Origin of the sequence: Rhodococcus globerulus NBRC 14531 (assembly GCF_001894805.1) — a bacterium.
GTDB classification, from domain to species: Bacteria; Actinomycetota; Actinomycetes; order Mycobacteriales; family Mycobacteriaceae; genus Rhodococcus_F; species Rhodococcus_F globerula.
Genome location: NZ_BCWX01000005.1, coordinates 391,214 through 415,507 on the forward strand (window position 1 = coordinate 391,214; position 24,294 = coordinate 415,507).

Sequence of the window (24,294 nt, forward strand, 5' to 3'; positions counted from 1 at the left end):
TCTTGGAGAGCCGTACCGATCAACACCAGGATAAGGGGTGTTGTTCCCGGGCCCGGCGCAAAAGTGGTCAGGCGCTCAGCTGGGGTCGTGTGCATACGGTGCGACCAGGGCGCCAGCACTGCGGCGCACCTGATCCGGATCGGTGCCGCGTTCGATTTGCCGGACACCGGTGTGAACTATCGCGTTGATCAGTTCGGCAGTGACGGCGGGGTCGCGTGCGCCGAGTTCCTGCAGCGTGTGCAGCAGCGGAGTGACAAGATCGCCGTGCAGTGCCCGGCTCTTCTCATCGAACTTCGGGCCGGGTGCGATCTGGCTCAGTGACGCCGCGATCGCGTGCTCTCCGTCTGCGGCCAGGATCAGATTGGCGTCGACGTACGCGAGGATGCGACCGGCGGGGCCGTCGGCCTCCGCCATGGCCTCAGCCAACTTCTGCGACCACCGCGGGAATGAATCCTCGACCAGTGCGTCGAGTAGGTCCTGCCGGGAGTTGAAGTACTGATAGACGCTCGATCGGGCCAGTCCGGCGCGCCTGGCTATCTCACCGAACGACGGGATGTCCGCGGTTCCTTCGGCAAGAACCTCGCGGGCAGCGTTCAGGAGCGCACGACGCTGCGCTGCGCGATGCTCGCCGACGGTAGCGGCGTTGATGCGTGGCACGTGAACTCCTTTCGTACGCTGCTCGGTTGTCGAACAGCCTAGTGGGGAGTTGCGCGCTATGTGGTCGCTGGGCGCAGAGCCTCTCGGACGACGCAGCGCGTGCCGGTGTAGATGGTGGGCATGCACTTGTTGCAGTGGACGCACAGCCCTTCGGAAACCGATTCGGACTGAAACTTGTTGACCAACTGCGGATCTCGAAGCAGTGCCCGAGCCATGGCTACAAACTCGAAACCTTCACCGAGTGCTCCCTTGATGGTGTCGACGCGATTGATGCCGCCGAGCAGGATCAGCGGCAGACTCAGCGCCTCGCGGAACTGGCGCGCGAATGGAAGGAAGAACCCTTCCTCGAAGGGGTACTTGGGAAAGAGCGTCGGGCCGTACAACTTGAGACCGTAACCCACGAGTTTGGGCTGGGACGCAACAAATTCCGCCATCGGAACGTCGCCGCGGAAGAAGTACATTCCGTTGAGAAGTGAACTGCCGCCGGTCAATTGCATGGCGTCGAGATGGCCGTCGGCCTCGAGGATCTTGGCGATGGGCAGGCTCTGATCGAGCCACAGTCCTTTGGGGACGCCGTCGGACATGTTGAACTTCGCCGTGACGGCAACCGACGGTCCGGCTGCCCTGCGGACTGCTTCGATCACCCGACGCGGATATTCGGCACGCCTGGCGACGGTTCCGCCGTATTGATCGTGGCGCTTGTTCAGATTGGGGCTCATGAACGAACTGAGCAGATAGTTGTGGCCGAGGTGCACCTCGATGGCGTCGAATCCGGCGTCGACGGCAATGCGCGCGGTGCGCTCGTAGTCGGCGACAACGCCGTCGAGTTCCGCGAGTGTCGCTCCCTTGACGAGACCCATCGCGGGCGGACTCAATCGCGTCGACGGGGCCAGGGTTTTCGTTTTGTTGGAGAGGGTGTTGGCCACTAGTCCGGCGTGGCCGATCTGTGCGGCGGCGAGTGCTCCTTCGGCGTGGACCGTCTCGGTCAGACGGCGCAGACCGGGCAGCGCCTGTTCGTTCATGACGAGGGTGTCGCGGTGGACGCGGCCACCGGGTGAGACGGCGCAGTACGCGACGGTGGTCATGGCGGCACCCCCGCGAGCGACCTCGGCGTGGAAGTTGATCAGGTCGTCGGAGATCGCTCCCCGCGGCATCACGCCTTCGAAGGTGGCAGCTTTGATGATGCGGTTCTTCAAGGTCAGCGGCCCGAGACGGGCCGGTTCGAAGATCGTGGGGGTCATGTTCTTCTTCCTGCTTCGGCGGATCCATTACGATGCCAGTGGACTCGTATCTACGACGATATAGCGCCGACGCCAAATCTGTTCGACAATTCGAGACGATGAACACCACAGGATCTGGTCGCCCCCGAGACCCACGCATCGACGACGCAGTCCTCGAAGTCACCCGCACCATGCTGCTCGAGGTCGGCTGGGAGCAATTGAGCGTGCGCGCCATCGCCGCCCGAGCCGGAGTCAGTAGGGCGTCGATGGCGCGTCGATGGTCGTCCAAAGCGCACTTGGTTCTCGGATCGATCCTCGGCGCCACCCCGGATCTGACGCCCTTCGAGGGAACGGATCGCGACGGGTGGATCCGCTGGGTGGTGGCCGGTAGCGCGCAGTTGTTCGCCCGCCCCGAGGTTCGTGCCGCGGCGCCCGGACTATTGGCAGCATTGCGCGATCACGACGATCTACGTAACGAGCTGTGGCGCGGGTTCAGTGGGCCGAGTACTCAGTTGTTCCTGGAAGATTCGGAAGACCGCGACGCCGCGCTGTTGGACGCAAAAGCTGTGCTGGTGATGGCGGCCGGAGCTGCGATGTTCTCGAGTCTTATTGCGGTGGAGGATGATACGGAGGAACTCCGCGAGCGCATCCTGGCACTGCTGTTGCCGGTCGCAGAAAAGTGAACTAGCCGATAGTGTTGACGGACAGCGTGTTCGGTTTGTCAGTGCTACATTCCGGGCCGACGGCAAGGATGGTGATCTGACGTGGCTGTGTGCCGCGCAGTAGGAGCACCACGGCTGGGTTGCCGTCGACGCTGACCTCGCCCGATCCGAGAAGTGGCTCATCTTGCGAGAATCCGTTTGCCTGCAGGCAACCTGCCAGTTTGAGTGGATCCTCCAATGGGCCAAGATCTTTGGACCCGATCAAGGTGAGGAATCTTTCGGGAGTCGGGTTTTCGCTTACGGTAGGAGTGGGTTGCGCAGTGATGACGGCGTTCGGTTCGGTGGGGCGTACCGCAATCAACACAGCCACAACCGCTACGGCTGCTGCAGCAGCGGCACCACCCATCAGTAGTCGGCGTCGCGAGCGGGCGATGGAGATTACATTCGAATCGGAATCATGTTGCGTCTGTTGCTGTTTCCACTCGCTGTCCAATGCGCTGTGGATGCGCGCTGCCAACTCGGGCGGCATGGGCTCGTGCGGGGCGATGCGCTCGTCCCACGTCCGCAGTGAATGACTGACGTTGTCGAGTTTGCTGACGAACGCCAGTGCGTCAGGATCGTCGTCGACGAGGACCCACAAGGCAGCACTGGTTTCCGGGTCGAGAACACCGCCGTGAAGATCGGCCAGCAGGTCTTCGGAGAAAGGTGGGGCAGGAACGTACGAATCGTTCACGAGCCTCCCCTTTCTGCGCGCGGCTACCTGTTCTGGTGCTCACAGAGATTAGACGCGTCGATATCACGATCGGTTCCCCTGGCCACCCAACTCGGCCAATTCGGCGGCTAGACGCTTGCGCGCGCGAGCGCAGCGACTCTTCACCGTTCCCACAGGGATGCCGAGCCGAATTGCGGCCTCTGCTACGGGATAACCCTCCATGTCCACCGCAACGACGGCAGCGCGCTGCTCAGGCGGCAGCAGGGCCAAGGCTTGATCGACGGTCATCCTCATGTCCACGGCTTCGACATGATCGTGAGAATCGCGAGGTTCCTCCACATTGTCGGCGGAGAGCGAAAAGGCTTGGCGTGACTTGTTTCGCCGAATTCGATCCAGGCATGCGTTGACAACTATCGCGTGGAGCCAACTTCGCACAGCGGCATCGCGACGGAACTTGGACGCGTTGCGGTGCGCAGACAGCAAGCCTTCCTGCAAGGCGTCACTGGCGTCCTCGTCCGAATAGCTGGTACGCCGGGCGACGTGCCATAGATGATCCTGATGCCGGGTCAGCAATTCACGGAAAGCATGTGGATCGCCCGCCACATGTGCTGTCAGTAATTCGACATCCGTTACCTCGCCCCCGGTGCCCCCCCGATAAGTGTGCACCGGCGGATGTTAACCCAGGAGCGGGCCATCGGGAGGGTCAGGGACGGGCTATCGAGCGGCGTTGAACGTTATGTCCGAGATGGCTGTTTGGTTTTGTCCGGATTGCGTGCTGAGTTCGGTAATCCAGATGAGAACGTACTGACTCGGGCTGTCGGTGGTGACCGGAATATCCGTGACACCGTTCTTCAATGTTCCGGTCCCGATTTGCTTCGTCTGATCGAGAGTTGTTCCGGCAGAAGGGGCAGAACGGATTTCAACGACGCTACCCGGCGAATCGGACGTGATGGCAACGTTCTTCAGAGTCGCGGCGTCGTCCAGCGTGACCATCAGGCCGACGCCGTTCTTCAGCGCCGGGAACGGCTGGAAGTACGAGTCCGTCGACCACTCCGTTGTGGGGTTTCCGTCGATGGCGTTCTTGGCCGTAGCCGGCTGATCCGGGGTGCCCTGCGGCGAGAACACCGCGACCGTCGACGCACCGACAGGGGCCGTGGCAACCGGCGGGGCGGCGGGAGCCGAACTTTCCTCGGGTGCAGCAGCTTCCGAGGTCAAGCCGAAGCTCTGTTCACTCAAGGGAGTGTTGGAACTGCTCCCGGAGAGGAAGCTGGCAACCCACACGCCGAGCAGGATCAGCACGATGACGGTGAATACGCCCAGCGCGGTCAACGCGGCGAGCATGCGCGTCGACTTCTTCTTCTCGGCTTCGATGGCCTCGGGATCCGTCAGAGCGTGTCCGGAGTTGCCGGGGTCGCGATGTCCGAGGCGCAGGGCGGGAATCAGTTCCGTCTTGTCGTTGACGACGGACGCCTGATCGAGAATGTGTTGCACCGTTGCGGCAGTGCGGATTCCGCTCTCTGCTTGCAGTGCGCGCGTGGCAACGGCCGAGATGTCGAACGGCACCTCGGGACGGATTCCTCGCACCTCGACGGGATTCCCGGAAGCGTCGCGGCCGGCCGGGAGCAACCCGCCGACGGGTCCGGCTGACGGCTTTGCCAGCGGCCACCGAGCCGTGATGAGGGCGTAGAGCATGGCGCCGAGACCACGAACGTCGCTGGTGGAATCGGCGTCGGCAAGCGTTGCGGGGAACGCGAGTACGGCGTCGCCGTTGATGCTGATGCGCACCCGATCCGGGTGATCGATGGACAGCGCGCCACCCGAGCGGTGAGCTGCCTCGGCAGCAGCCGCGAGGCTGCGGATCGCGCGTGCTGCGCCGATGGGCGACGGCGTCGTCTCGGCCATTTCACGCAGTGATCGGCCAGGCGTCCACTCGGCGACGACGATGCCGCCCGAGCTGCCGCGGACGACGTCGAGGACCCGGGCCAGGCCCGGCGAGTTGATCCGGCCAAGGCGCAAGGTGCGGGAGAGCACGGCCTGCGGACCGGACTGGGCGTTGTCGTCGCCGCGCTGTTCCGCGTCGACAAACGTCAGGGCTACTTCGCGATCGAGTTTGACGTCGAGTGCTTCCCAGAACTGCAGTCCACGAGTGCCACCGTGCGGGGCGAGCAGACGGTAGCGGCCGCCGGCGACGGAGGCACCCGGAATGAGCTTCGGTCCGCGGGGAGAGGGGCGGGAAGTAGAGGTCGGTGCAGCGGGCGGCGTCTTGGCAGATCCGGCGGGCGGCACAGGGTTGGGGGGCACAGCCTTGTTCGGCACAGCCTTTTGCGGCACAGCCTTGTTCGGCACAGCCTTGGGCGGCTCGGACTTGATTGCCTGTGTCTGCGGCGCCTGTTGCTGTGGTGTTTGCTGCTGTGGTGTTTGCTTCCGGGGAGCCTCTGCTCGCGGCGCACCCGTAGGCGCTGCCCCAGCCGACGTGGACTCTTTCACGGCAGAAGTTCCGGCATTCTTGTCGTCGGAGACCTTGTCGTCGCTCACCCTCGCTCCTTCACTTTCGGTTGCCCATCCCCGTGTCTGTGCGGGTTGCGACCTTGTGGTTCCAGGACCAGGGTACGGCAGCGCACCTGGTCGTTCGTGCTGGTTCGATTCCGTTCGCACGGCGGGGATCAGCTCGGTTACAGCATCGTCGTCGCGCTGCGCCGAATTACCGGTGGCGGACTTCGAGGCTGGTTCGGGGCGACCCAACACAGAACGAATCTTGCGGGAGACCGCAACCGTTACCGAGCGCACTTCGGGGATCTTCTTGAAGTACAGGATCGTGAAGGTGATGGCGAGCATGAGAATGCCGCCGACGGCTACGCGAATGAAGGATCCGGGACCGCCCAGGTTCTCGGTGAGTTTGTGGAATCCGAGTACCCGGTCGACGGCAATCATTGTCAGTGAACCGGCCAGGGAGGCGACGACGACGGACCATACGGTCTTACCGACATTGGCCATCTGGAGGTTTCCGAGGCTGCGGTGCAGAAGGTATCCGCCGATGACCGCACCGGTGATGTAGCCGAGTCCGTTGGCTGCACCGAGCAGGATCACGACCTGATCGGTATCGGACGCAACCAATGGGACGAGAGCGGAGAAGGCGATCTTCACAGCGGTGATTCCGAGAACGATCCACGTCGGCGTCCAGGCTTGTTCGCGGGCGTAGAACACGCGGAGTTGGATCAGCACCAGCGCGTACGGAATCAACGTGAATGCCGACCAGCTCACGGCAGTGCCGAGACGTTCGGCCTGTTCAGGTCCGAAGCGGCCGTAACCGTAGAGCGCTTCACCGACCTGGGGGCCCATGAAGGTGAGGAACATGATGATCGGAACGAGCGTGATCATGGTCAGACGCGTGGCGACCGACAGATCGTCGACGACGGCCGGGGTGTCGTCGGCTGCGGCGTTGCGGCTCAGGCGCGGCATGATCGCGGTCAGAACTGTCACACCGAGGACGCCGTACGGCAACTGCAGCAGCAGCCAGGCCTGGCTGTAGATCGCGGGGCCGGCTTCGTCGGCGTGCGAGGAGATGCGCGTCGCGAAGATCATGCCGATCTGACTGATCAGGACGTACAACACGATGGCGACGGCCATGCCGCCGAACTGACGTAGGCGGTCGTCGAGACCCCACAGCGGCTTGAGGGAGATGTTCTCGCGTCGTAGCGCGGGAATGAGGCTGGCAGCCTGCACGATGACGCCGACGGTGATGCCAATGCCGAGGGTGAGCAGTTTTGCGTCACCCATCGAGACCGGATTCAGCGAGATCTCACCTGGTGTCAGGCGGTAGATCACGAGCACCACGAGGACGACCATGTTGTTGAGCACCGGCGCCCAGGCTCCGGGTTTGAAGACCTGACGGGTATTGAGGAACGCCGTGAACAGCGCAGACAGTCCGTAGAACAGGATCGCCGGCAGTAGCAGGTACGACAGGGCCGTCGTCAGGTCGGTGCTGACCTTGCCGTCTTCGGACAGGAAGACGTATTTGGTGAGCACAGGTGCGGCGAGGGTCGCGAGTAGCGCGGCCATGCCGAGAAGGACAAGGGACGCCGTGAAGAGGCGTCGGATGAAGGCTTCGCCTTTGTCTTTGTCTTCGCGTTCGGCGCGGACGAGGACCGGCACGACGATCGCGGTCAACACTGCGCCGAGAACCAGCTCCGCGATCATGTTCGGGATCTGGCTGGCGACTGTGAACGAACTGGCGATGGCCGGACCGAGAACCATCAGGATCATCAGCTGCTTGGCGAATCCCGTGATGCGGCTCGTCAGTGTCGCGATGGCGATGGAACCTGTCGCCGCGAGAAGTCGCGAGTTGGATTCCTTGCGGTCTCCTGGCAGAACATGAGAGTCGGGGTCGACGTCACCGGACTCGGAGACGGGACGGTTCGCCAACTCCATTTCCGCTTCCCGGTACCGCGGGTAGTCGCGGATGACCGGAATGGTCATGGTTGGTGAGTCGTCGAAACGTGCGTCCGGGTTGACCGGCTGGATCGGGTACCCGCGTTCCCACGGTGGCATGCGCGGATGTGACGCGGTTGCGGTGCTCCGGCGCGTGATCGCGGACCGTTTGCCCTCAGGCGGATTCCCGGTCATGAACGTTTGTACCCTTCATCAGCTGGGTCGGGCTGACCCCGATATCGATGCCACAGCCGTCGTCCGGCCAAGAACAACAACAATCCTCCTGCTGTGGCTGTCACAGCGGCCAACGGACGACCGTATGCATTCGACCGTACGGTCACGCTGGTCGGGCTGCCCAATTGGAACCCGTCGGTGGTGGTGAGCGAGAAGCTCACGACCACCTTGCGGGAATCGTTCATTTCCGCTGGCACAGTCAATTGTCGGCTACCGCGCGGCGGCAATTGTTTGGGACCGATGTCACTGATCTTCATCTCCGGCGGAGCGTCCACCCGCAGGTTGACGTTGATGGCGATCGGCAGTTCGTTGCGGGCCACGAGGAGCAGCGGGCTTTGCCCGGACGCCAGTGTGTACACGCCGCCCGGCGATACGACGCTGACGGCTTGATAGAGACCGTTGACGCTGGTGGTCACGTTGCCTGCGCGGATGCTTGCAGCACGTTCGGCATTCCGGACGGACAAGATACTGGTATCGCGCCGGTTGGCCGAACTCATCGCGCGCAGCAGATCCTCACGAAGCGGGGCGGTGAAGGAGCGCGGAGTGAGCAGAACCTGCGGGTCGTCGACGAGTGAGAGTTCGAGCGCATCGATTCGGGGCAGTTGAGCTTGTGCCGTGTCGATGACCGCTGTTTGCGGACCGTCCTGAGTTGCCCGCTCCGGATATTCGAGAGTTGCCGTGTCCGTAGCGCCGGGTTGTGTGCCGAGCAGCGCCGGAAGGGACTGTGGTGTCGCCAGGCCGGAGCGGATGAGCGTGGCGAGCATCGACAGCATCGCGCCGGCGTCCTCCGCGTCGGCGCTCCACAGTTGCGGCGGCGCCAGAATCTGATTGCGCGGCACGGCGGTGGGAGTCAACGCGGACCACGCCATCGCGCCGAGTGCGTCCTGGCGCCGGGCAACCCGCGATTCCGTCTCGAGTTGCGGCGCGGTGTCCTCGTCGATGTACGACGGCGTCGACGGGTTGGATCCGGTCGCGGCAAAAGCTGCGGCCGCCGCTGTGTCGAAGGCAAGTGCGTCGACGGTGTCGGTGATGCGCGAGGACAGTTGTGCCTCGCTCGAATCCACGGACGAGGCCGCTACGAGGGTGGTTGTCGGCCTGGTGCTCAGAGTGTCGACAGTGACGGAATCGAGGACGCCGGAATCCGGCCACACGAAATTGCGGAGCGAAGTCACGCCGAGAATGGTGTCGACGATGTCGGCCGGCCGGTCGATGGCCGTCGCCGTCAGTTCGGGATGGGCGACGGTACCGACTGCCGCGAGATCTGCCTGCGCAAACGGAACCGACGTCGTACACATCGATGCTGCCAGGGTCTTGATTCGCGACAACCAATTGGACGCCGCATCCTGTCCGCGACCGTCGTGGGCTGCGCCGGTGGGGTCTGCCGCGTTGTCGACGACCAGATAACCGCGGGTCATGTTGTCGACCGTGATCACGAGGTCGGGGTCGATGGCGAGGCACAGTGAATCCCGCACCTTGTTGTCGGCGTCGATCTCGGGTTTCGTGGCATTGTCGACGGCGTCGACAAGCGCGTCGAGGCGTCCGCCGTCCGAGAGTTCGGTGGCGAGGTCGTCGTTGATCAGTCGAACGGGGTCATTGACGGATCCGGGGATTCCGCCGACCAGGCTGGGAGCGGTAGCGAGCGGCCACATCATCGTCACGCCGACGGGATTGGACGTGTCGGGTGCGACGACGGCTGTAGCCGAGGTGCTTGACGTTCTTGTGTTGGTCGCGCTGGGAACGCCGAGAACCGGGAGGAGGAAACGTGCGTCGTCGAGCCGGGCTGCGCCGCCGTATTCGGGGGTGCCGTTGACATTGACAAGCATCGGGTAGACGCCGGGCTCGGAGATCTCCAGTGAGGTTCCGGTAGTGCTGCGCAGTGGCAGCGAGAGGGTGAACGGCCTGGATTCGCCCCGCTCGAGGCTGGTGGCGACGGTGTCGAACTCGCCGACTGTGTCGAAAATGGCTTGGTCGAATTCGAGGGCATCGCGTACGTCGGCTGCATTGTCGATGGCCGGCGCTCGTTGCAACCGCACTCCGACGTCTTCGACGGGACGGTCGCCGACGTTCTTGACCGTGCCCTTCACCACGACGGTGGGCGTGCTGGTTGTCGTGACGGTGGTCGGTGTCGTGGATTCGATGGACAGTTCGAGGAACTTGCCGTCGGTGCTGGTGCGTGGTGCCTGAACGTGTTTGTCGTGCGAGGCGGGGAGTGCGTGTGCCGGTGCCGCCCCGAGCGATCCCGTCACACCGACAGCGGCCATCACCAGAGCGGCGATGCCCGCTCGCCGTAGAGCCATTTTCATCCTGCGTCCGGTTCCTTCGGAAGCATGGGTGCGTGGGGCATCTCGGCGATCATCTGTGCGGCAAGTTCGGCTAGTTTTCGTTCGTCCGCGTACGCCAGGCGTGAGTGCAGTTCCGCGAGCGGTACCCAGGCCACTTCGGTGACTTCGACGTCTTCGTCGGACAGTTCGCCGCCGAGGAATCTCAAGAGATAGTGGTGCACCGTTTTATGGACGCGTCGGCCCTCGGTGACAAACCAGTAGTCGATGCTGCCGAGTGGCGCGAGGACGGTTCCCTGAATGCCCGTTTCTTCCTCGACCTCACGCATCGCCGTCTGCTCGGCGGTCTCGCCCTGCTCGATGTGTCCCTTGGGCAGTGACCACAACAGACGACCACGGCGGTCGGTTCGTCCGATCAGTGCAGCACACAGGCGTTCGGGCGGGCCGCCCCAGCCGTCGACGACCAATCCGCCCGCCGAAGTTTCGCGGACTGTACGCATCGGGGATCGTTCAGGATTGCCGACGGCAGGACGACGCCGCGAGTTGCGGCGGCTCCTGTTCGTTCGTTCGGCACCTGACACCCCATCGATACTAGTTGGCATCGTCTGGTTGGCCGGTAACCCGCGCAAACCGGGTGCTCGCGTTGATATGCGCGTTCTGCTATTTGCGCACCTTAAGTAAGCTCAATCGACGTGACTGCCCCTACCCCCGATGCCGATCGCCGTGCACGGCTCCTTGCCGACGCTTCCGACACATTGCGCACGCTCTCCGATGTGTTGACCCCGCTGGGTGAGCGCTTCGCAGCGGCCGGCCACGAGCTGTACCTGGTAGGTGGCAGCGTGCGCGACACAATCCTTGGCCGGTTCAGCGGTGATCTGGATTTCACGACGGACGCGCGTCCCGAGAAGGTGCAGGCTCTGCTCAAGGGCTGGGTCGACAAGCAGTGGGATACCGGGATCGATTTCGGCACGATCAGCGCCATCAAGGACGGCCAGGAGATCGAGATCACGACGTTCCGGGCCGATGCCTACGATCGTGTGTCGCGTAATCCGGTAGTCCAGTACGGCGAGAATCTTGCCGACGATCTGGTGCGTCGTGATTTCACGGTCAACGCGATGGCCATGGCGATAGGCGCCGACGGTTCGTTCACGTTTGTCGATCCGCTGAACGGCATGGACGCTCTGCTCGCCGGGGAACTCGATACGCCGTCGGCTCCCGAGAACTCGTTCAACGACGATCCGCTGCGGATGCTGCGCGCGGCACGGTTCGTATCTCAGCTTGGTTTCACGTTGAACAATCGCGTTTTCGACGCCATCAAGGACATGGCTTCGCAGATCGAGCGGATCACGGCCGAACGTGTGCAGACCGAACTCAACAAGCTCATGCTCGGCATGTACCCGTTGGACGGCATCAACGTCATGGTCGATTCCGGTTTGGCGGATTACGTGCTGCCCGAGATCCCGCAGATGAAGCTCGAGATCGACGAGCATCACCAGCACAAGGACGTCTACCAGCACTCTCTGACGGTGCTTCAGCAGGCCATCGACCTCGAGGATGGCGACCCGGACCTCGTATTACGTTGGGCTGCACTGCTTCACGACATCGGTAAGCCGGACACCAAGCGCAACGAGCCCGGCGGCGGCGTCAGCTTCCATCACCACGAGGTTGTCGGTGCCAAGCTCGTGCGCAAGCGTTTGCGTGCCCTCAAGTTCTCCAAGCAGATGGTGGACGACATCTCGCAGCTCGTGTTCCTGCACTTGCGTTTTCACGGTTACGGCAAGGGGCAGTGGACGGACTCTGCCGTGCGGCGGTACGTCACAGATGCCGGTGAACTACTCCCCCGCTTGCACAAGTTGGTGCGCGCCGACTGCACCACCCGCAACAAGCGTCGGGCCGCGCAGTTGCAGGCCACCTACGACGATATCGAAGAGCGGATCGCCCGTATCGCCGAGCAGGAAGACCTCGCTCGGGTGCGTCCGGACCTCGACGGCAACGCCATCATGGAATTGTTGAACATTCCTGCCGGTCCCCAGGTGGGTAAGGCGTGGACCTTCCTCAAGGAGTTGCGTCTCGATCGTGGTCCCCTCGACCGCGACGAGGCCGAGGCCGAACTGTTGAAGTGGTGGGCTGCCCAGCAGTCCTAGCCTTCTCGCTTTTTGCGGTTGATCAACACCGCCGACAATCCGGCGGCGTAGACGCCCGCACCGGCAAGGGCTAATCCGACGCTCTTACCGTCGGGTGCGATCACCGTCGACGCGGCGGCGATCGCACCGATGAACGCGACGTTGAACACGGTGTCCTGCAAGGAGAAAACCTGGCCACGACGGTTGTCGTCGATGTCGATCTGCATCGCCGCGTCGCCGGCCAGTTTCACGGTTTGACCGGCAACGCCGAGAAGGAACGCGGCGATCAGGAGTGATCCCTGCGTCAGTGTGGTGACAAAAACGAGTTGGATGATCACCGCGGCCGTCAGTGCGGAGGTGACGGTTCGCGAGCGACCGAGCCGCGGAATCACAAACGGAGTGATCAGTGCGGCGATCAGCATGCCGATGGCCGTAGCGCCAACGGCAACACCGAATCCCGCCATCCCACCAGGGAGCGCCGAGCCGTTGGACGTGTCCCGAAGCACCAGCACCATGATCAGTGTGTTGATGCCGAAACAGATTCTGTGCGCGCCGATTCCGATCATCGTGGTAGTGACGCCGGGAGCCTCCCAGACGGCAGTGGCTCCGGTCTTCAGGCCCGTCAGAACGGAATGAAGAGCGCCCGTGTTGGTTCTTTCCGAGGAGGTGGGGCCAAGTGATCTGGCGGTGAACCGTGCTGCCGCCACAGCCGCGACGGCCGATCCGACAGCAGCGCACGCAACGGCGATTGCGGACGCCCGATCACCGGCACCCACAATCCCGATAATGCTCACCGCCGCGGTTGCGCCCAGGGCCGACACCACTGAACCTGCGGTTGTGAGAACGGAATTGGTGGCCACCAACCAGGATTGCCGAACCACTTTCGGTAGTGCAGCCGAGACTCCGGCGCCAACAAATCGGCTGACCCCGATAGCCGCCAATGCGCACAACAGCAGCGGCGTGTCCCCTCCCCCGCTGGCGAGCAGAACAGCGGTCGTGAGGATCAGCAGACCGCGCAGAACACTTGCCCACAGCAGGACGAGGCGCCGGTCGAGGCGATCGAGTAGCGCACCCGCAAAGGGTCCGATGATCGAATAGGGCAGCAGCAGTACGGCAAACCCCGCCGCAATCGCCACGGGATCTGTCTCGCGTTCCGGGTTGAACAGGATCGCGCCGCCCAGCGCGGCCTGAAACAACCCGTCGCCGAACTGGCTCGAGAAGCGGACAAGCGCCAACCGTCCGAGGCCCGGGGATTCCCGCACGGTGTGGAGCGTCCTGGACCAGGCCTCGCGCCGGTTCGAGGCTGGGGTCATGTAGTGAAACTCTAGCGGGAACCGAACTATCGACCGTCGAACCGGTCCCGCAATGCATCGAGGCCAACCAGGTACACGTTGTCGCCGAAGGCGTTCTCCACGACGGGGATGATCTCGTCGCCTCCGTCGTAAGTGGCGGTCCACCTGACTTCACAGCCGTCAGGCGTCGGAACTACTTCGATGCGCGCAATGTAGTTCTTGACCGGAAGCGGTTGGTCGAGTACCTCGTAGCTGTAGGTTCGGCCGCTGTTGTCATGCTCGATCAACTCTTCACGTGCTACGACATTGCCGTCGACGATGAATCGGCGTACAGCACCTGGCGTGGTCGGGTCTGCGCTTTCTTCCATTTCGGAAGGGGGGACGCGCGGGTGCCACGAGGCGAGTTCGTCGAATCCTTTGATCACAGACCAGATCTGGTCCGGCTCGACGGGCAGAGTGGTTGTTCGTAGAAGCGTGGGCATAAGTACCTCTCTAGTGCTTCGCTCGGTGTGACGTGGACACTAGGGAGCTCGTGGGCCGGGTGGGAACGCAAATCCCATTCATTGGAAAGGTGCGTGCTCTTCAGGCTGCCGCGGTGCGGGCCTGTTCTGCTCGCCACCAGCCGACAGTTTCGCGCGCTGCCTGATCGAGTGGCGTCGGCGACAGCCCGAGGAGGGCTTCGCTGGCAGTCGAATCCATCACGAAGGGCTTGGTGAACTGGTAGTTCATCTCTGCGAGTTCGCGGGTATCGGTGTGTACCTTGCCGACGGTATCGAGAACCCAGGCCGGGAGTACGCCCACCTTGGCGGCGGGGGCTCCTGCGGCGTCGGCAAACGCCTCGGCAATGGTGCGTTGGGTGAGCGCGGGTCCGGTGGGTGCGTGCAGGACGGAGTTCCACAGTTCCGGGTTGTGTGCCGCGGCGATCATCGCTGCCGCAAGATCGGGTACGTACGTGAAGGAGTGTGGCTGATCTGCCGATCCGATTACCCGAATCTTCTTTCCTGCCATCACTTTCGGAGCCATGCGTTCGCCGGCGTGAGCTGTGCGCACGTAGGGGCCGAAGAAGTCCGACGCCACCACGCTGACGGTGGGTGTGGCAGAGGCTTCGCGGGCGCGCAGTAGCATCGCGCGCACTCCGCGCTTACCGCCGGTGACGTTGCGGGGGTCGGATTCCGTCATCACGGTGTCGGAGTTGTAGGCGTAGAGGCTTTCGGGGAACACCACAACGGCATTCAACGAGGCTGCGACGTCGAGGATGACTTTTTCTGCCGCGGGGAGTTCACGTTCCCAGTCCGCGGCGTTGTAGGCGGCATGAATGCAGTGGTAGATCGCGGTGGCGCCGTCGGCGGCGGCGCGCAGTGCGTCTCGATCCGACACATCGACGCGTCGACGCTCGATCCGTGGGTGCTGCGGTCCGCTTCCGGATCTGGTCAGGAGGCGGACGTCGATCCCCTGTTCGGCGAGTTGTAGCGCCACGGTGGATCCGACTGGTCCTGCGCCGGTGACGATTTCGAGGTTCGACATGGTGTCTCCTACCTGAGGTTCGTGGTTTAGAGAGCACTGCTCTCGATTTCTAGGATGCGCCACGTGGATGGCTATGTCAAGAGCACTGCTCTCTTTTATCGACACTGCTCTCGTTTGTTGGCTCTGCTCTCGGAATTGAGGCAAGCTGTTCCCATGGCCGGTACCCCCCGCGAGCGCGCGCGTGAACAGACCTTGCAAGACATCACCCGGATCGGCCGCGAGCATCTGGCAGCGGTCGGCGCTGCGGCTCTGTCGCTACGCGCGGTGGCGCGAGATCTGGGCGTCGTATCCTCGGCGGTCTACCGGTATGTGGCCAGCCGCGACGAACTGCTCACCCTTCTTGTCGTGGATGCTTACACCGAGCTGGGCGCCGAAGTGGATGCTGCAGTGGATGCTGTTGCGGCAGAAGATTATCGGGGGCAGTTTTTGGCGTTGGGCCGAGCCGTGCGGGCCTGGGCGATACGCGAACCCGCTAGATACGGACTGCTGTTCGGCAGTCCGGTGCCCGGCTACAACGCACCGGGTGAGCAAACCACCGGGCCGGGCACGCGGGTGGTCACCAGGCTGATCGCAATAGTCGACAGCGCGCATCGGGCGGGTGCCCTCACATCGTTCCCCGACGCAGCAGTCGGTGAACCCTTGAAGGCGGATCTGGAACGTGTGCGCGCGGAGATGGGCGTCGAATTGCGGCCCGAGGCAATCACCCGCGGAACCTTGGTGTGGGTGTCGCTGTTCGGTTCTGTGAACTTCGAGGTGTTCGGGCAGTATGGATCGGACACCTTCACCGAACCGGCCGAGCTTTTCGAGCGGCACCTCGCCTTGTTCGCGGGAATGGCGGGCTTGGAGTGAGATGATGTAGGTGTGTCGCACGCAGAAGAACCCGAAGACCGTATGGCCTGGATCGAACCCGAGGTTGGGCCAGGCAGCTTGTTGGTGTCGTCCACCGACCTCGTTGAACCTGCGTTCCGCCGCACCGTCATCTACATGATCGAACACAACGACGCGGGAAGTCTTGGGGTCGTGATCAATCGGCCGAGCGAGACGACTGTGCAGAACGTCCTTCCGCAGTGGGCGCCACTGGCCGCCAATCCGTCGGCCCTCTACGTCGGCGGGCCGGTGAAACGCGATTCCGCACTGTGTCTCGGCACCGCGCGCAACGGGGCAATCATCGACGGTGTCGCGGGTTTGCGGCGCGTCGACGGCAAGGTGGTGATGGTGGATCTGGATTCCGATCCCAACGTGATTGCTCCGCTGGTCGAGGGAATTCGTATCTTCGCCGGGTATTCGGGTTGGACTGTTGGGCAGCTTGATTCGGAACTCGAGCGCGACGACTGGATGGTGACCGCTTCCTTGCCGTCGGACGTTGTGACGCCGTCGCGTATCGATGTGTGGGCCCGGGTGCTACGACGCCAACCCTTGCCGCTGGCCATGTTGGCCACTCATCCCATCGAGGTTGAGCGGAACTGATCTAACCAACTCTGATGGGATCCCGGTTCGCGAAGCGTTGCGCCAGCGCGGCACACACGATCAGCTGGATTTGATGGAAGATCATCAGCGGCAACACGATCAGGCCGACAGGTTGACCCGCGAACAGGACAGCCGCCATCGGCAGGCCCGTCGCCAAGGATTTCTTCGATCCGCAGAAGATGATGACGATCTGATCGGCTAGATCGAAGCCGAGCCTGCGCCCCGCGAAGGTTGTCACCGCAAGCACCACCGCGAGGATCACGCAGCACACCGCCACCAGGATCAGGATCTGCCAGATCGTGATGGTGCTCCAGATGCCTTCCTTCATGCTCTCACTGAAGGCGGCAAAGACAACCAGAAGGATGGACCCGCGGTCGACGAACTTTGTTGGCTCTGCGTACTTTTGAAGCCAGCCGATTACCAGTGGCCGGATCAGCTGGCCAATGATGAACGGGATCAGCAACTGCACGACGATGTCGAGGATCGCCGAGAAATCGACGGTTGCCTCGCCGGTGGTATTCATCAGGAGAACCACCAACAGCGGGGTGATGAAGACGCCGATCAGGTTGGAGAACGACGCACTGACGATCGCGCCCGCAACGTTTCCCTTGGCAATTGACGTGAAGGCGATCGACGACTGAACCGTCGACGGAACCAGGCACATGTAGAGGATGCCGGTGTACAGCTCGTCGCTGATCAGCGTCGGCGACAGGAATCGCAGTGCCAGGCCGATCAAGGGGAACAAGATAAACGTCGACGCCAACACGACGCTGTGCAGCCGCCAGTGTTTGACGCCCTTCCAGGCTTCCTGCGGCGAGAGGCGGGCGCCGTAGAGCAGGAACAGGAAGCCGATGGCGATCTTGGTGGCCCAGTCGAGCACTGTCTCAGCGGTGCCCGATACCGGGAACACACTTCCGAGCACTGCGGCGATGATGATGCCGAGGATGAACCCGTCGATGTAGAACCTGCTGAGAAACTTCACCTGGCTAAGGATAACGACGTGCTGCGCGGGCGTTGAAGGTCATCATGACCAGGCACAAGACTGCTCCGATGATCGACAGTTCGATTATCGCGGTCTGCATCCCTTGGACGGTGATGGCGATGCCCGCGAGAATGGACGGTATCGCCAACCCCGCGTAACTGACGGTAAAGAACGCCGCGAGAATCGCGCCGTGGCTTTCGCGGGCGTGTGCTCGCGCCGCGGCGTTGACTCGTTTCATGCCGCCGGCAAACACCAATCCGTGCCCGGCGCCGACCACAATGGTGACAACGCTCAGCAGTGCGAGGCTCGGAACGATATCGACGACAAGCAACCCGATCATCCCGAGAGCCAGAATTCCGAGACCGACGATCGTGGACGTGCGGGGGTCCATCCGGCTGCCACCGAGTTGAGCGATCACGGAGCAGATCATGACCAGTGCGGCAGCGCCGCCGGCAAGTAGAAGATTGTTGATCCCGAGCAAGCTGGTCATCCAGGACGGGACTACGGATTGGAACAGGCCGACCGCTCCCCAGGAGAGTGCGACAGCAAGTGAACTGAGCCAGAACGTTTGCTGGATTACCGCGGGAACGCGGGGAATCTGGAACAGGCTCTTCGGGCGAGCGGTCCTTGTGCCGCGCGGTAGCAGCAACAGAACGATGAGGGCGGGAACAAACGCGACAAGGAAAATCAGGTACGGCAGGCGCAGCGGTTGGGGCAGGTATTGCGCAATTGCGCCCGAGACCAGCGGTCCCAGCGCGCCCCCGAGCGCACCCGTCACAGTGGAGACGAGAGCTGCGCGACGGTGATCGAACGTCGGCTCCTGTTCAACGAGCGCAGCGCTACCGGCGGCGCTGACTGCGCCCACCGCAATTCCTTGTGCGATCCGACCGAGAAACAGCCAGACGGTGGCGTCGGCAAAAGCGAGGACAAGCGTTCCGGCGACGCTCAAAGCCAGTGACATCAGGAGCACGGCGCGTCGGCCGAGAAAGTCGGAGAGTGGGCCGAAGAACAGCAGCGCCGGCACCAACCCAGCGACGTAGACGCCGTAGATGAGCGTCTGGATTGTGGGCGTGAATCCGAACTCGCTGCGGTAGAGCCCGTAGACGGAGGTGGGCATGTTCGCGCCGAGCAGGATCACGGTGAGGACATAGCCGACACCGTAGAAGTGTCGATTGGTCCGGCGGGTTGCGGTTTGCGCGGCGAGTGCTGTCGTGGACGTGGGAAACCCCCTCCTCAAATACATGGGTCGTCCTACGTATCGTAAGGGAGTGGAACGAATGGCGCGAACGGCGCGAATGCTGTGAGGATGGTCAGATGACTGTGGTTCGCAAGGAATCGGCGTACGAACAATCCCTCGAGTGGATGCGTGCGCAGATCGCGGACGGTTCGTGGACCGTCGGTAATCGCATCCCGACGGAGCCGGAACTGATGAGTGTCCTGGGCGTCGGGCGGAACACTGTCCGAGAGGCAATCAAGACCCTGACATCCACCGGGGTGCTCGAGATCAGGCGGGGATCGGGCACCTTTGTCCGGGCGCGGACGGATATCGGCGGTCTGCTGGGCCGCCACGCCGCGGTCGAAGAGATGACGTACGTCTTCGAGGTGCGTCGGGCGCTCGAGGTCGAGGCGGTCCGATTGGCGTGCGAGCGGCGCACGGACGAGGACGTCCGGATTCTGCATGAGCTGGCGGAGAAGCGAGACCACGCCGGGGACGATTTTGTCGAGGTCGATCTCGGCTTCCACATCGCGGTTGTCGAGGCCGCACACAATCCGGTTCTGAAGGAATTGTTTGCCGGCATCCTCGAAACCGTTCGAGCCACCTACAACGTGACGGAAGGTGTGCACCCGCCGTCATTGACGTCGCTGCATCACCGAGGAGTCGCGGCAGCCATCGCGGACCGAGATGTCAACAGAGCCCGCAGCGCCGCGTGTGGCTATCTCGAGAAGACGAAGGAAGCGATCGGGTCGAGCGCGATCGATTAACTGCTCCGGGCGTCGGCGAGGCTGTTCAATGCGCCGGCGATGTCGTCGGCTTTCGGGGTGGTGACGGTGAGCTTGTCGCCGCCCGCAAAAGTAATGACGACCGCGGGGCCGGTGCGTGTGACGATGCCGTAGTTGCGACGCCCCTTGCTCTTGAGTCCCCAGCCGCCGAAATCCGCAAATGGTTTGATCTCCGCGACCTTGGCACCGACAACCTCGTCGACGCCGTAAGTCATCGCAGGCATGCCCATGTTGAACACCTTGATCTCGGTGGTGTCGACAACAACGCGGAAGCGAACGAGGGTCACGCAGAACACGGCAAGCACGAGGAACAGTGCCAAGAACCAGACGGAGCTGACCAAGCCGAGGATGATTCCGGGCGCCGCCATGATCAGTCCGAAGATCACGGAACCCTTGGTGGAGAACCCGACGTCGTCGGTGATGGGCAGTGCAGCGTCGCTACGGGGCAGAGCGCGGTTCGGAGCTTCCGTCGCCGCGGTGCGCTGGCGATAGTCGCGTAGCAACGACGCTCCGAGCAGGCCGACGACGCATCCTCCGAGCGCTCCGGCCGCGAGGGCTCCGATGGGCGCGGGAACGGCCGACGGGTCGACCACGTCGAGTTGAGCGTGGAGCGATGCGACCTGGCCACCGGTGATGATGCCCACCACGATCAGGCCGAGGACGATCATGAATCGACGCATCATCAGCATCGCGGGCGCGAGAGCTGCGATTGCCGAGAGTCCGGCGCCGAACAGAATGGTCAGCAGAGCAAATGTCCACGCGCTGGTCGTGGGTGTCGCAAAGCCGTCGGCCGATGTCATGGACCAGTGCGTGGCGATCTTGTCGGGGAGCCGGGGGTCCCACAGTGTTGTGAGTACAACGCCGCCGAGCGCGCACAGCACGGGGACAAGGAGACCGAAGAATGCCCCGGCGGGATCGATTACACGATGTTTCACGTGAATCAATGAGTCGGCTGGCAAGCATCCTTGAGCGAACAGGCACCGCAGGAGCCGGTGCCGCAGTCGGCGGCATTTGCCTTGGTTTCGGGGGTTTCGGCCGCGGGTTCTTCGGTGTGTCCGCAGTTGCAGTCGTTGCCGCAACCGCTCTGCTCGGGCAGGGCTGCGGCCGCTCGGGCGCCGATGCTGCCGCCGAAACCAGCGGTGAACACTGCGCCCACCACGGCGACAAGAGCGATGCCGAGGCCCATGGCGGTGCTCATCGTCAACGCGCCGATGCCACCGAGAACGAGGAGGCCTGCCGCAGCGGCCATCGTCGGGCCTGCCACCTTGTTGGCGAGCGCAAACGATTCTTCGCTTCGCAACGTATCCGGGGTCCGGATACCCGCCCAGCGGTTACGCGGAAGCTTGCCGATCAGTCCGGCAACAGCGACTCCACCAACGGCAAGAGCGAGCACGAACAGCACTACAGCAACAACGATCACCCATACAGGATAGGCGCGAGTGGAGTTGATGGTATGCCCGGGTGGCGCAGGCTCTACCCTGGTTAACGGTATTCAACGGCAGCCAAGTAGATAGCGACCACAGTGACCGAGTCTCCGCAGTCCCCCGATTCACCAGTCGACGCCACCCCGCAACACCGCTACACCGCGGAGCTTGCCGGCCAGATCGAGCAGCGCTGGCAGGACCGCTGGAGCGAGGAGGGCACGTTCAACGCGCCCAATCCGGTCGGTCCGCTCTCCTCCCCCGACGGCGTGCCCGCCGACAAGCTGTTCGTTCAGGACATGTTCCCGTACCCCTCGGGTTCGGGTCTGCACGTCGGCCACCCGCTCGGCTACATCGCCACCGACGTCTTTGCGCGCTTCCATCGCATGCACGGCCGCAACGTCCTGCACACCCTCGGCTACGACGCCTTCGGTCTGCCGGCCGAGCAGTACGCCGTGCAGACGGGTACCCACCCGCGCACGACCACCGAAGCGAACATCGCCAACATGAAGCGTCAGCTCCGACGCCTGGGCCTGGGCCATGACGAGCGTCGTAGCCTGGCGACGACGGATGTCGACTTCTATCACTGGACGCAGTGGATCTTCCTGCAGATCCACGGCGCGTGGTACGACAAGGCGGCCGGCAAGGCCCGTCGTATCTCGGAGCTGGAAGCCGAGTTCGAGTCCGGTGAGCGCGCTGTCGACGACGGCCGCGACTGGGCTTCTCTGACCGTGGCCGAGAAGGCCAAGGTTGTGGACTCGTACCGCCTTGTCTACCAGTCCGATTCGATGGTGAACTGGTGCCCCGGTCTGGGTACCGTTCTGGCCAACGAAGAGGTCACTGCCGACGGTCGTAGCGACCGCGGCAACTTCCCCGTCTTCCGCAAGCACCTCCAGCAGTGGATGATGCGCATCACCGCGTACTCCGACCGCCTGGTCGACGATCTCGAATACCTGGATTGGCCGGACAAGGTCAAGGCCATGCAGCGCAACTGGATCGGCCGCTCGTACGGCGCCGAAGTTACCTTTGCGGCAGGTGAATACGGCATCGACGTGTTCACGACGCGTCCCGACACGTTGTTCGGTGCCACGTACGTGACGCTGGCTCCCGAGCACGATCTCGTCGACAAGCTTGTTGCCGACGAATGGCCGGAAGGCGTCGACGCACGCTGGACCGGTGGCGCCACCACTCCTGCGGAAGCTGTTGCGGCATACCGTAAGTCGATCGCTGCCAAGACGGACCTGGAGCGTCAGGAAAACAAGGAGAAGACCGGCGTCTTCCTCGGTTCCTACGCGATCAACCCCGTCAACGGCCACAAGGTTCCGGTCTTCATCGCCGATTACGTTCTGACCGGCTACGGTACCGGCGCGATCATGGCTGTTCCGGGACACGATCACCGTGACTGGGAGTTCGCCAACGCTTTCGGTCTCGATATTCTCGAAGTTATTGCCGGCGGCGATGTTTCGGAGGCCGCGTACTCCGGTGACGGCGCTCTGGTGAATTCCGACTACCTTGACGGTCTGGACGTGGCTGAGGCCAAGGCCACCGTCATCAGCAAGCTCGAGGAGTCCGGTCACGGCAAGGGCACCATCCAGTACAAGCTGCGCGACTGGCTCTTCGCGCGTCAGCGTTACTGGGGCGAGCCTTTCCCGATCGTGTACGACGCTGCCGGAAACGCGCATGCTCTACCGGATTCGGCTCTGCCGGTGGTTCTTCCGGAGGTCGAGGACTACGCACCCGTGTCCTTCGATCCGGACGACGCCAACTCAGAGCCCTCTCCCCCGCTGAACAAGGCAACCGACTGGGTCAACGTCGAACTCGACCTCGGCGACGGCCTGCAGACCTACCACCGCGACACCAACGTCATGCCGCAGTGGGCCGGTAGCTCGTGGTACCAGCTGCGCTACATCGACCCCACCAACCAGGACACATTCTGCGATCCGCAGAACGAGGCCTACTGGACGGGCCCGCGTCCGGAGCTGCACGGCCCCAACGATCCCGGTGGAGTCGACCTCTACGTCGGCGGCGTCGAGCACGCGGTGCTGCACCTGCTGTACTCGCGGTTCTGGCACAAGGTGCTCTTCGACCTGGGCTATGTGTCCTCGAGCGAGCCGTACCGTCGCCTGTACAACCAGGGCTACATCCAGGCCTTCGCGTACACCGATGCCCGTGGCGTCTACGTGCCCGCCGAAGAGGTCGTCGAGAAGGACGGCAAGTACTTCTACGACGGCGCCGAGGTCAACCGTGAGTACGGCAAGATGGGCAAGAGCCTGAAGAATGCCGTTGCGCCGGACGAGATTTGCGCCGAATTCGGTGCGGACACGCTCCGTGTGTACGAGATGTCGATGGGTCCGCTGGACACCTCGCGTCCCTGGGCGACCAAGGACGTCGTCGGTGCTGCACGCTTCCTGCAGCGCGTGTGGCGCGTTGTCATCGACGAGGAGACCGGAAAGCCCCGCGTCACCGACGAGGCCCCGGGTGAAGAGACGCTTCGTGCACTCAACAAGGCAATCGCCGGTGTCAGCGAGGATTACACCGCGCTGCGCGACAACACTGCGGCCGCCAAGCTGATCGAGTACAACAACCACCTCACCAAGGCCTTCCCCGGCGGCGCTCCGCGCTCCGCCGTCGAACCGCTGGTGCTGATGCTCGCTCCCCTGGCACCGCACCTGGCAGAAGAGCTGTGGTCACGCCTCGGTCACACGGAATCCCTTGCGCACGGGCCCTTCCCGGCTGTCGAGGAGAAGTGGCTCGTCGAGGACACCGTCGAGTACCCGATCCAGGTCAACGGCAAGGTGCGTAGCCGCATCAGCGTCCCGGCGGATGCCGATCGCAAGGCTGTCGAGGAGATCGCCCTGGCCGACGAGAAGATCGTTGCCCTGCTCGAGGGCAATGCGCCCCGCAAGGTGATCGTCGTGCCCGGCAAGATGGTGAACATCGTCCTCTAGGGCCTTCGGCCCCGTGCGCCCTTTTGGTAGTTCCGGCTACCAGAAGGGCGCACTTTTTTGTCTTGAATCCGACGACACGATCGGGATGGCCGCTGAGCGTCATCGTCAAGTACTGGGTGGTCGGTATTCCATTAGCCAAGACCGCCGAATACTTCGGCATCCAGTTCGACCTGGAAATCGTTGCCTTGGCTCACAATTCAGTCACTGCCAGGCTCGCGATTGAGGCTGCCGTTCAGTCGTTGTCCTGATTGTCCCGCTCCGCGGAACATGACGTAGCGCGCGTTCGACGCGAGGGCTGTGATGCAGGTAACACGTTACCGAGATCGGTAGCTGTCGTTCACCGC

21 protein-coding genes are annotated in these 24,294 nt (G+C 63.2%); 7 read left to right on the plus strand and 14 right to left on the minus strand.

Annotated elements, in window-relative coordinates:
• Positions 1-75: 75 nt before the first annotated feature.
• Positions 76-657, minus strand: coding sequence for a TetR/AcrR family transcriptional regulator (locus tag RG2_RS25555; protein ID WP_033235295.1), 582 nt, complete (start codon positions 655-657; stop codon positions 76-78).
• 56 nt (positions 658-713) lie between these two features.
• Complete coding sequence (gene nox, locus RG2_RS25560; protein ID WP_033235294.1) at positions 714-1,898, minus strand: 4,4'-dithiodibutanoate disulfide reductase; 1,185 nt, start codon at positions 1,896-1,898, stop codon at positions 714-716.
• 98 nt (positions 1,899-1,996) lie between these two features.
• On the opposite strand from nox, the gene RG2_RS25565 reads away from it, so the two are divergent.
• The gene (locus tag RG2_RS25565) at positions 1,997-2,560 is read left to right on the plus strand and encodes a helix-turn-helix domain-containing protein (protein ID WP_033235293.1); all 564 of its coding nucleotides are present in this window, start codon (positions 1,997-1,999) and stop codon (positions 2,558-2,560) included.
• 1 nt (position 2,561) lies between these two features.
• Here RG2_RS25565 and RG2_RS25570 read toward each other — a convergent pair whose 3' ends face one another.
• The 5 genes from RG2_RS25570 to RG2_RS25590 form a co-directional block, all read right to left on the minus strand.
• Positions 2,562-3,272, minus strand: a complete 711-nt coding sequence (locus RG2_RS25570) for an RsmA family anti-sigma factor (RefSeq protein ID WP_033235292.1) — start codon at positions 3,270-3,272, stop codon at positions 2,562-2,564.
• A gap of 63 nt (positions 3,273-3,335) precedes the next feature.
• Entirely contained in the window at positions 3,336-3,917 is a 582-nt protein-coding gene (sigM, locus tag RG2_RS25575; protein WP_033235291.1) for an RNA polymerase sigma factor SigM, read from the minus strand.
• Positions 3,918-3,965: 48 nt separating this feature from the next.
• Complete coding sequence (locus RG2_RS25580) at positions 3,966-7,874, minus strand: murein biosynthesis integral membrane protein MurJ (RefSeq protein WP_033235290.1); 3,909 nt, start codon at positions 7,872-7,874, stop codon at positions 3,966-3,968.
• Positions 7,871-10,216: a DUF6049 family protein gene (locus RG2_RS25585; RefSeq protein WP_033235289.1), complete on the minus strand. Its 2,346-nt coding sequence runs from the start codon at positions 10,214-10,216 to the stop codon at positions 7,871-7,873. The genes RG2_RS25580 and RG2_RS25585 overlap by 4 nt, the downstream gene beginning before the upstream one ends.
• Positions 10,213-10,692, minus strand: a complete 480-nt coding sequence (locus tag RG2_RS25590; protein ID WP_080711774.1) for an NUDIX hydrolase — start codon at positions 10,690-10,692, stop codon at positions 10,213-10,215. Before RG2_RS25590 ends, RG2_RS25585 begins: the two co-directional genes overlap by 4 nt.
• A gap of 192 nt (positions 10,693-10,884) precedes the next feature.
• On the opposite strand from RG2_RS25590, the gene RG2_RS25595 reads away from it, so the two are divergent.
• Positions 10,885-12,336 (plus strand): CCA tRNA nucleotidyltransferase, encoded by a 1,452-nt coding sequence (locus RG2_RS25595; RefSeq protein WP_033235287.1) that lies wholly within the window; start codon positions 10,885-10,887, stop codon positions 12,334-12,336.
• On the opposite strand, the gene RG2_RS25600 is transcribed toward RG2_RS25595, so the two are convergent.
• The 3 genes from RG2_RS25600 to RG2_RS25610 all read right to left on the minus strand — a co-directional run bounded on the left by RG2_RS25600 (position 12,333) and on the right by RG2_RS25610 (position 15,131).
• Positions 12,333-13,628: an MFS transporter gene (locus RG2_RS25600; RefSeq protein WP_033235286.1), complete on the minus strand. Its 1,296-nt coding sequence runs from the start codon at positions 13,626-13,628 to the stop codon at positions 12,333-12,335. The genes RG2_RS25595 and RG2_RS25600 overlap by 4 nt on opposite strands.
• A 26-nt stretch (positions 13,629-13,654) precedes the next feature.
• Positions 13,655-14,089 (minus strand): SRPBCC family protein, encoded by a 435-nt coding sequence (locus RG2_RS25605; RefSeq protein WP_033235285.1) that lies wholly within the window; start codon positions 14,087-14,089, stop codon positions 13,655-13,657.
• Between the two features lie 100 nt (positions 14,090-14,189).
• The gene (locus RG2_RS25610) at positions 14,190-15,131 is read right to left on the minus strand and encodes an NAD-dependent epimerase/dehydratase family protein (protein WP_033235284.1); all 942 of its coding nucleotides are present in this window, start codon (positions 15,129-15,131) and stop codon (positions 14,190-14,192) included.
• Positions 15,132-15,284: 153 nt separating this feature from the next.
• Here RG2_RS25610 and RG2_RS25615 point away from each other — a divergent pair, with 153 nt between their 5' ends.
• Positions 15,285-15,980, plus strand: coding sequence for a TetR/AcrR family transcriptional regulator (locus RG2_RS25615; RefSeq protein WP_033235283.1), 696 nt, complete (start codon positions 15,285-15,287; stop codon positions 15,978-15,980).
• Positions 15,981-15,992: 12 nt separating this feature from the next.
• Positions 15,993-16,598 (plus strand): YqgE/AlgH family protein, encoded by a 606-nt coding sequence (locus RG2_RS25620; RefSeq protein ID WP_033235282.1) that lies wholly within the window; start codon positions 15,993-15,995, stop codon positions 16,596-16,598.
• Between the two features lies 1 nt (position 16,599).
• Here RG2_RS25620 and RG2_RS25625 read toward each other — a convergent pair whose 3' ends face one another.
• Positions 16,600-17,580, minus strand: a complete 981-nt coding sequence (locus RG2_RS25625; RefSeq protein WP_033235281.1) for a bile acid:sodium symporter family protein — start codon at positions 17,578-17,580, stop codon at positions 16,600-16,602.
• Between the two features lie 4 nt (positions 17,581-17,584).
• Positions 17,585-18,823 (minus strand): MFS transporter, encoded by a 1,239-nt coding sequence (locus tag RG2_RS25630; protein ID WP_051730598.1) that lies wholly within the window; start codon positions 18,821-18,823, stop codon positions 17,585-17,587.
• 71 nt (positions 18,824-18,894) lie between these two features.
• Between RG2_RS25630 and RG2_RS25635 the strand changes: the two genes are divergently transcribed.
• Positions 18,895-19,563, plus strand: coding sequence for a FadR/GntR family transcriptional regulator (locus tag RG2_RS25635; protein ID WP_033235280.1), 669 nt, complete (start codon positions 18,895-18,897; stop codon positions 19,561-19,563).
• Here RG2_RS25635 and RG2_RS25640 read toward each other — a convergent pair.
• Positions 19,560-20,516, minus strand: coding sequence for an SdpI family protein (locus RG2_RS25640; protein ID WP_033235279.1), 957 nt, complete (start codon positions 20,514-20,516; stop codon positions 19,560-19,562). The genes RG2_RS25635 and RG2_RS25640 overlap by 4 nt on opposite strands.
• A 5-nt stretch (positions 20,517-20,521) precedes the next feature.
• On the minus strand, positions 20,522-21,001 hold the full coding sequence (locus tag RG2_RS25645; protein WP_033235278.1) for an SdpI family protein: 480 nt from the start codon (positions 20,999-21,001) through the stop codon (positions 20,522-20,524).
• Between the two features lie 102 nt (positions 21,002-21,103).
• On the opposite strand from RG2_RS25645, the gene leuS reads away from it, so the two are divergent.
• Together leuS and RG2_RS25655 are read left to right on the plus strand one after the other, a co-directional pair.
• Positions 21,104-23,950, plus strand: a complete 2,847-nt coding sequence (gene leuS, locus RG2_RS25650) for a leucine--tRNA ligase (RefSeq protein ID WP_033235277.1) — start codon at positions 21,104-21,106, stop codon at positions 23,948-23,950.
• Between the two features lie 62 nt (positions 23,951-24,012).
• Positions 24,013-24,198 carry a hypothetical protein gene (locus RG2_RS25655; protein ID WP_033235276.1) on the plus strand — a complete coding sequence of 62 codons (186 nt, stop codon included), beginning with the start codon at positions 24,013-24,015 and terminating at the stop codon, positions 24,196-24,198.
• Positions 24,199-24,294 lie beyond the last annotated feature (96 nt).

Excerpts from the sequence above, each read along its gene's own strand:
- nox (WP_033235294.1), bottom strand. The coding sequence starts at position 1,898 with ATGACCCCCACGATCTTCGAACCGGCCCGTCTCGGGCCGCTGACCTTG.
- RG2_RS25565 (WP_033235293.1), top strand. The coding sequence starts at position 1,997 with ATGAACACCACAGGATCTGGTCGCCCCCGAGACCCACGCATCGACGAC.
- RG2_RS25580 (WP_033235290.1), bottom strand. The coding sequence starts at position 7,874 with ATGACCGGGAATCCGCCTGAGGGCAAACGGTCCGCGATCACGCGCCGG.
- RG2_RS25585 (WP_033235289.1), bottom strand. The coding sequence starts at position 10,216 with ATGAAAATGGCTCTACGGCGAGCGGGCATCGCCGCTCTGGTGATGGCC.
- RG2_RS25590 (WP_080711774.1), bottom strand. The coding sequence starts at position 10,692 with ATGCGTACAGTCCGCGAAACTTCGGCGGGCGGATTGGTCGTCGACGGC.
- RG2_RS25600 (WP_033235286.1), bottom strand. The coding sequence starts at position 13,628 with ATGACCCCAGCCTCGAACCGGCGCGAGGCCTGGTCCAGGACGCTCCAC.
- RG2_RS25605 (WP_033235285.1), bottom strand. The coding sequence starts at position 14,089 with ATGCCCACGCTTCTACGAACAACCACTCTGCCCGTCGAGCCGGACCAG.
- RG2_RS25610 (WP_033235284.1), bottom strand. The coding sequence starts at position 15,131 with ATGTCGAACCTCGAAATCGTCACCGGCGCAGGACCAGTCGGATCCACC.
- RG2_RS25615 (WP_033235283.1), top strand. The coding sequence starts at position 15,285 with ATGGCCGGTACCCCCCGCGAGCGCGCGCGTGAACAGACCTTGCAAGAC.
- RG2_RS25630 (WP_051730598.1), bottom strand. The coding sequence starts at position 18,823 with ATGTATTTGAGGAGGGGGTTTCCCACGTCCACGACAGCACTCGCCGCG.
- RG2_RS25635 (WP_033235280.1), top strand. The coding sequence starts at position 18,895 with ATGACTGTGGTTCGCAAGGAATCGGCGTACGAACAATCCCTCGAGTGG.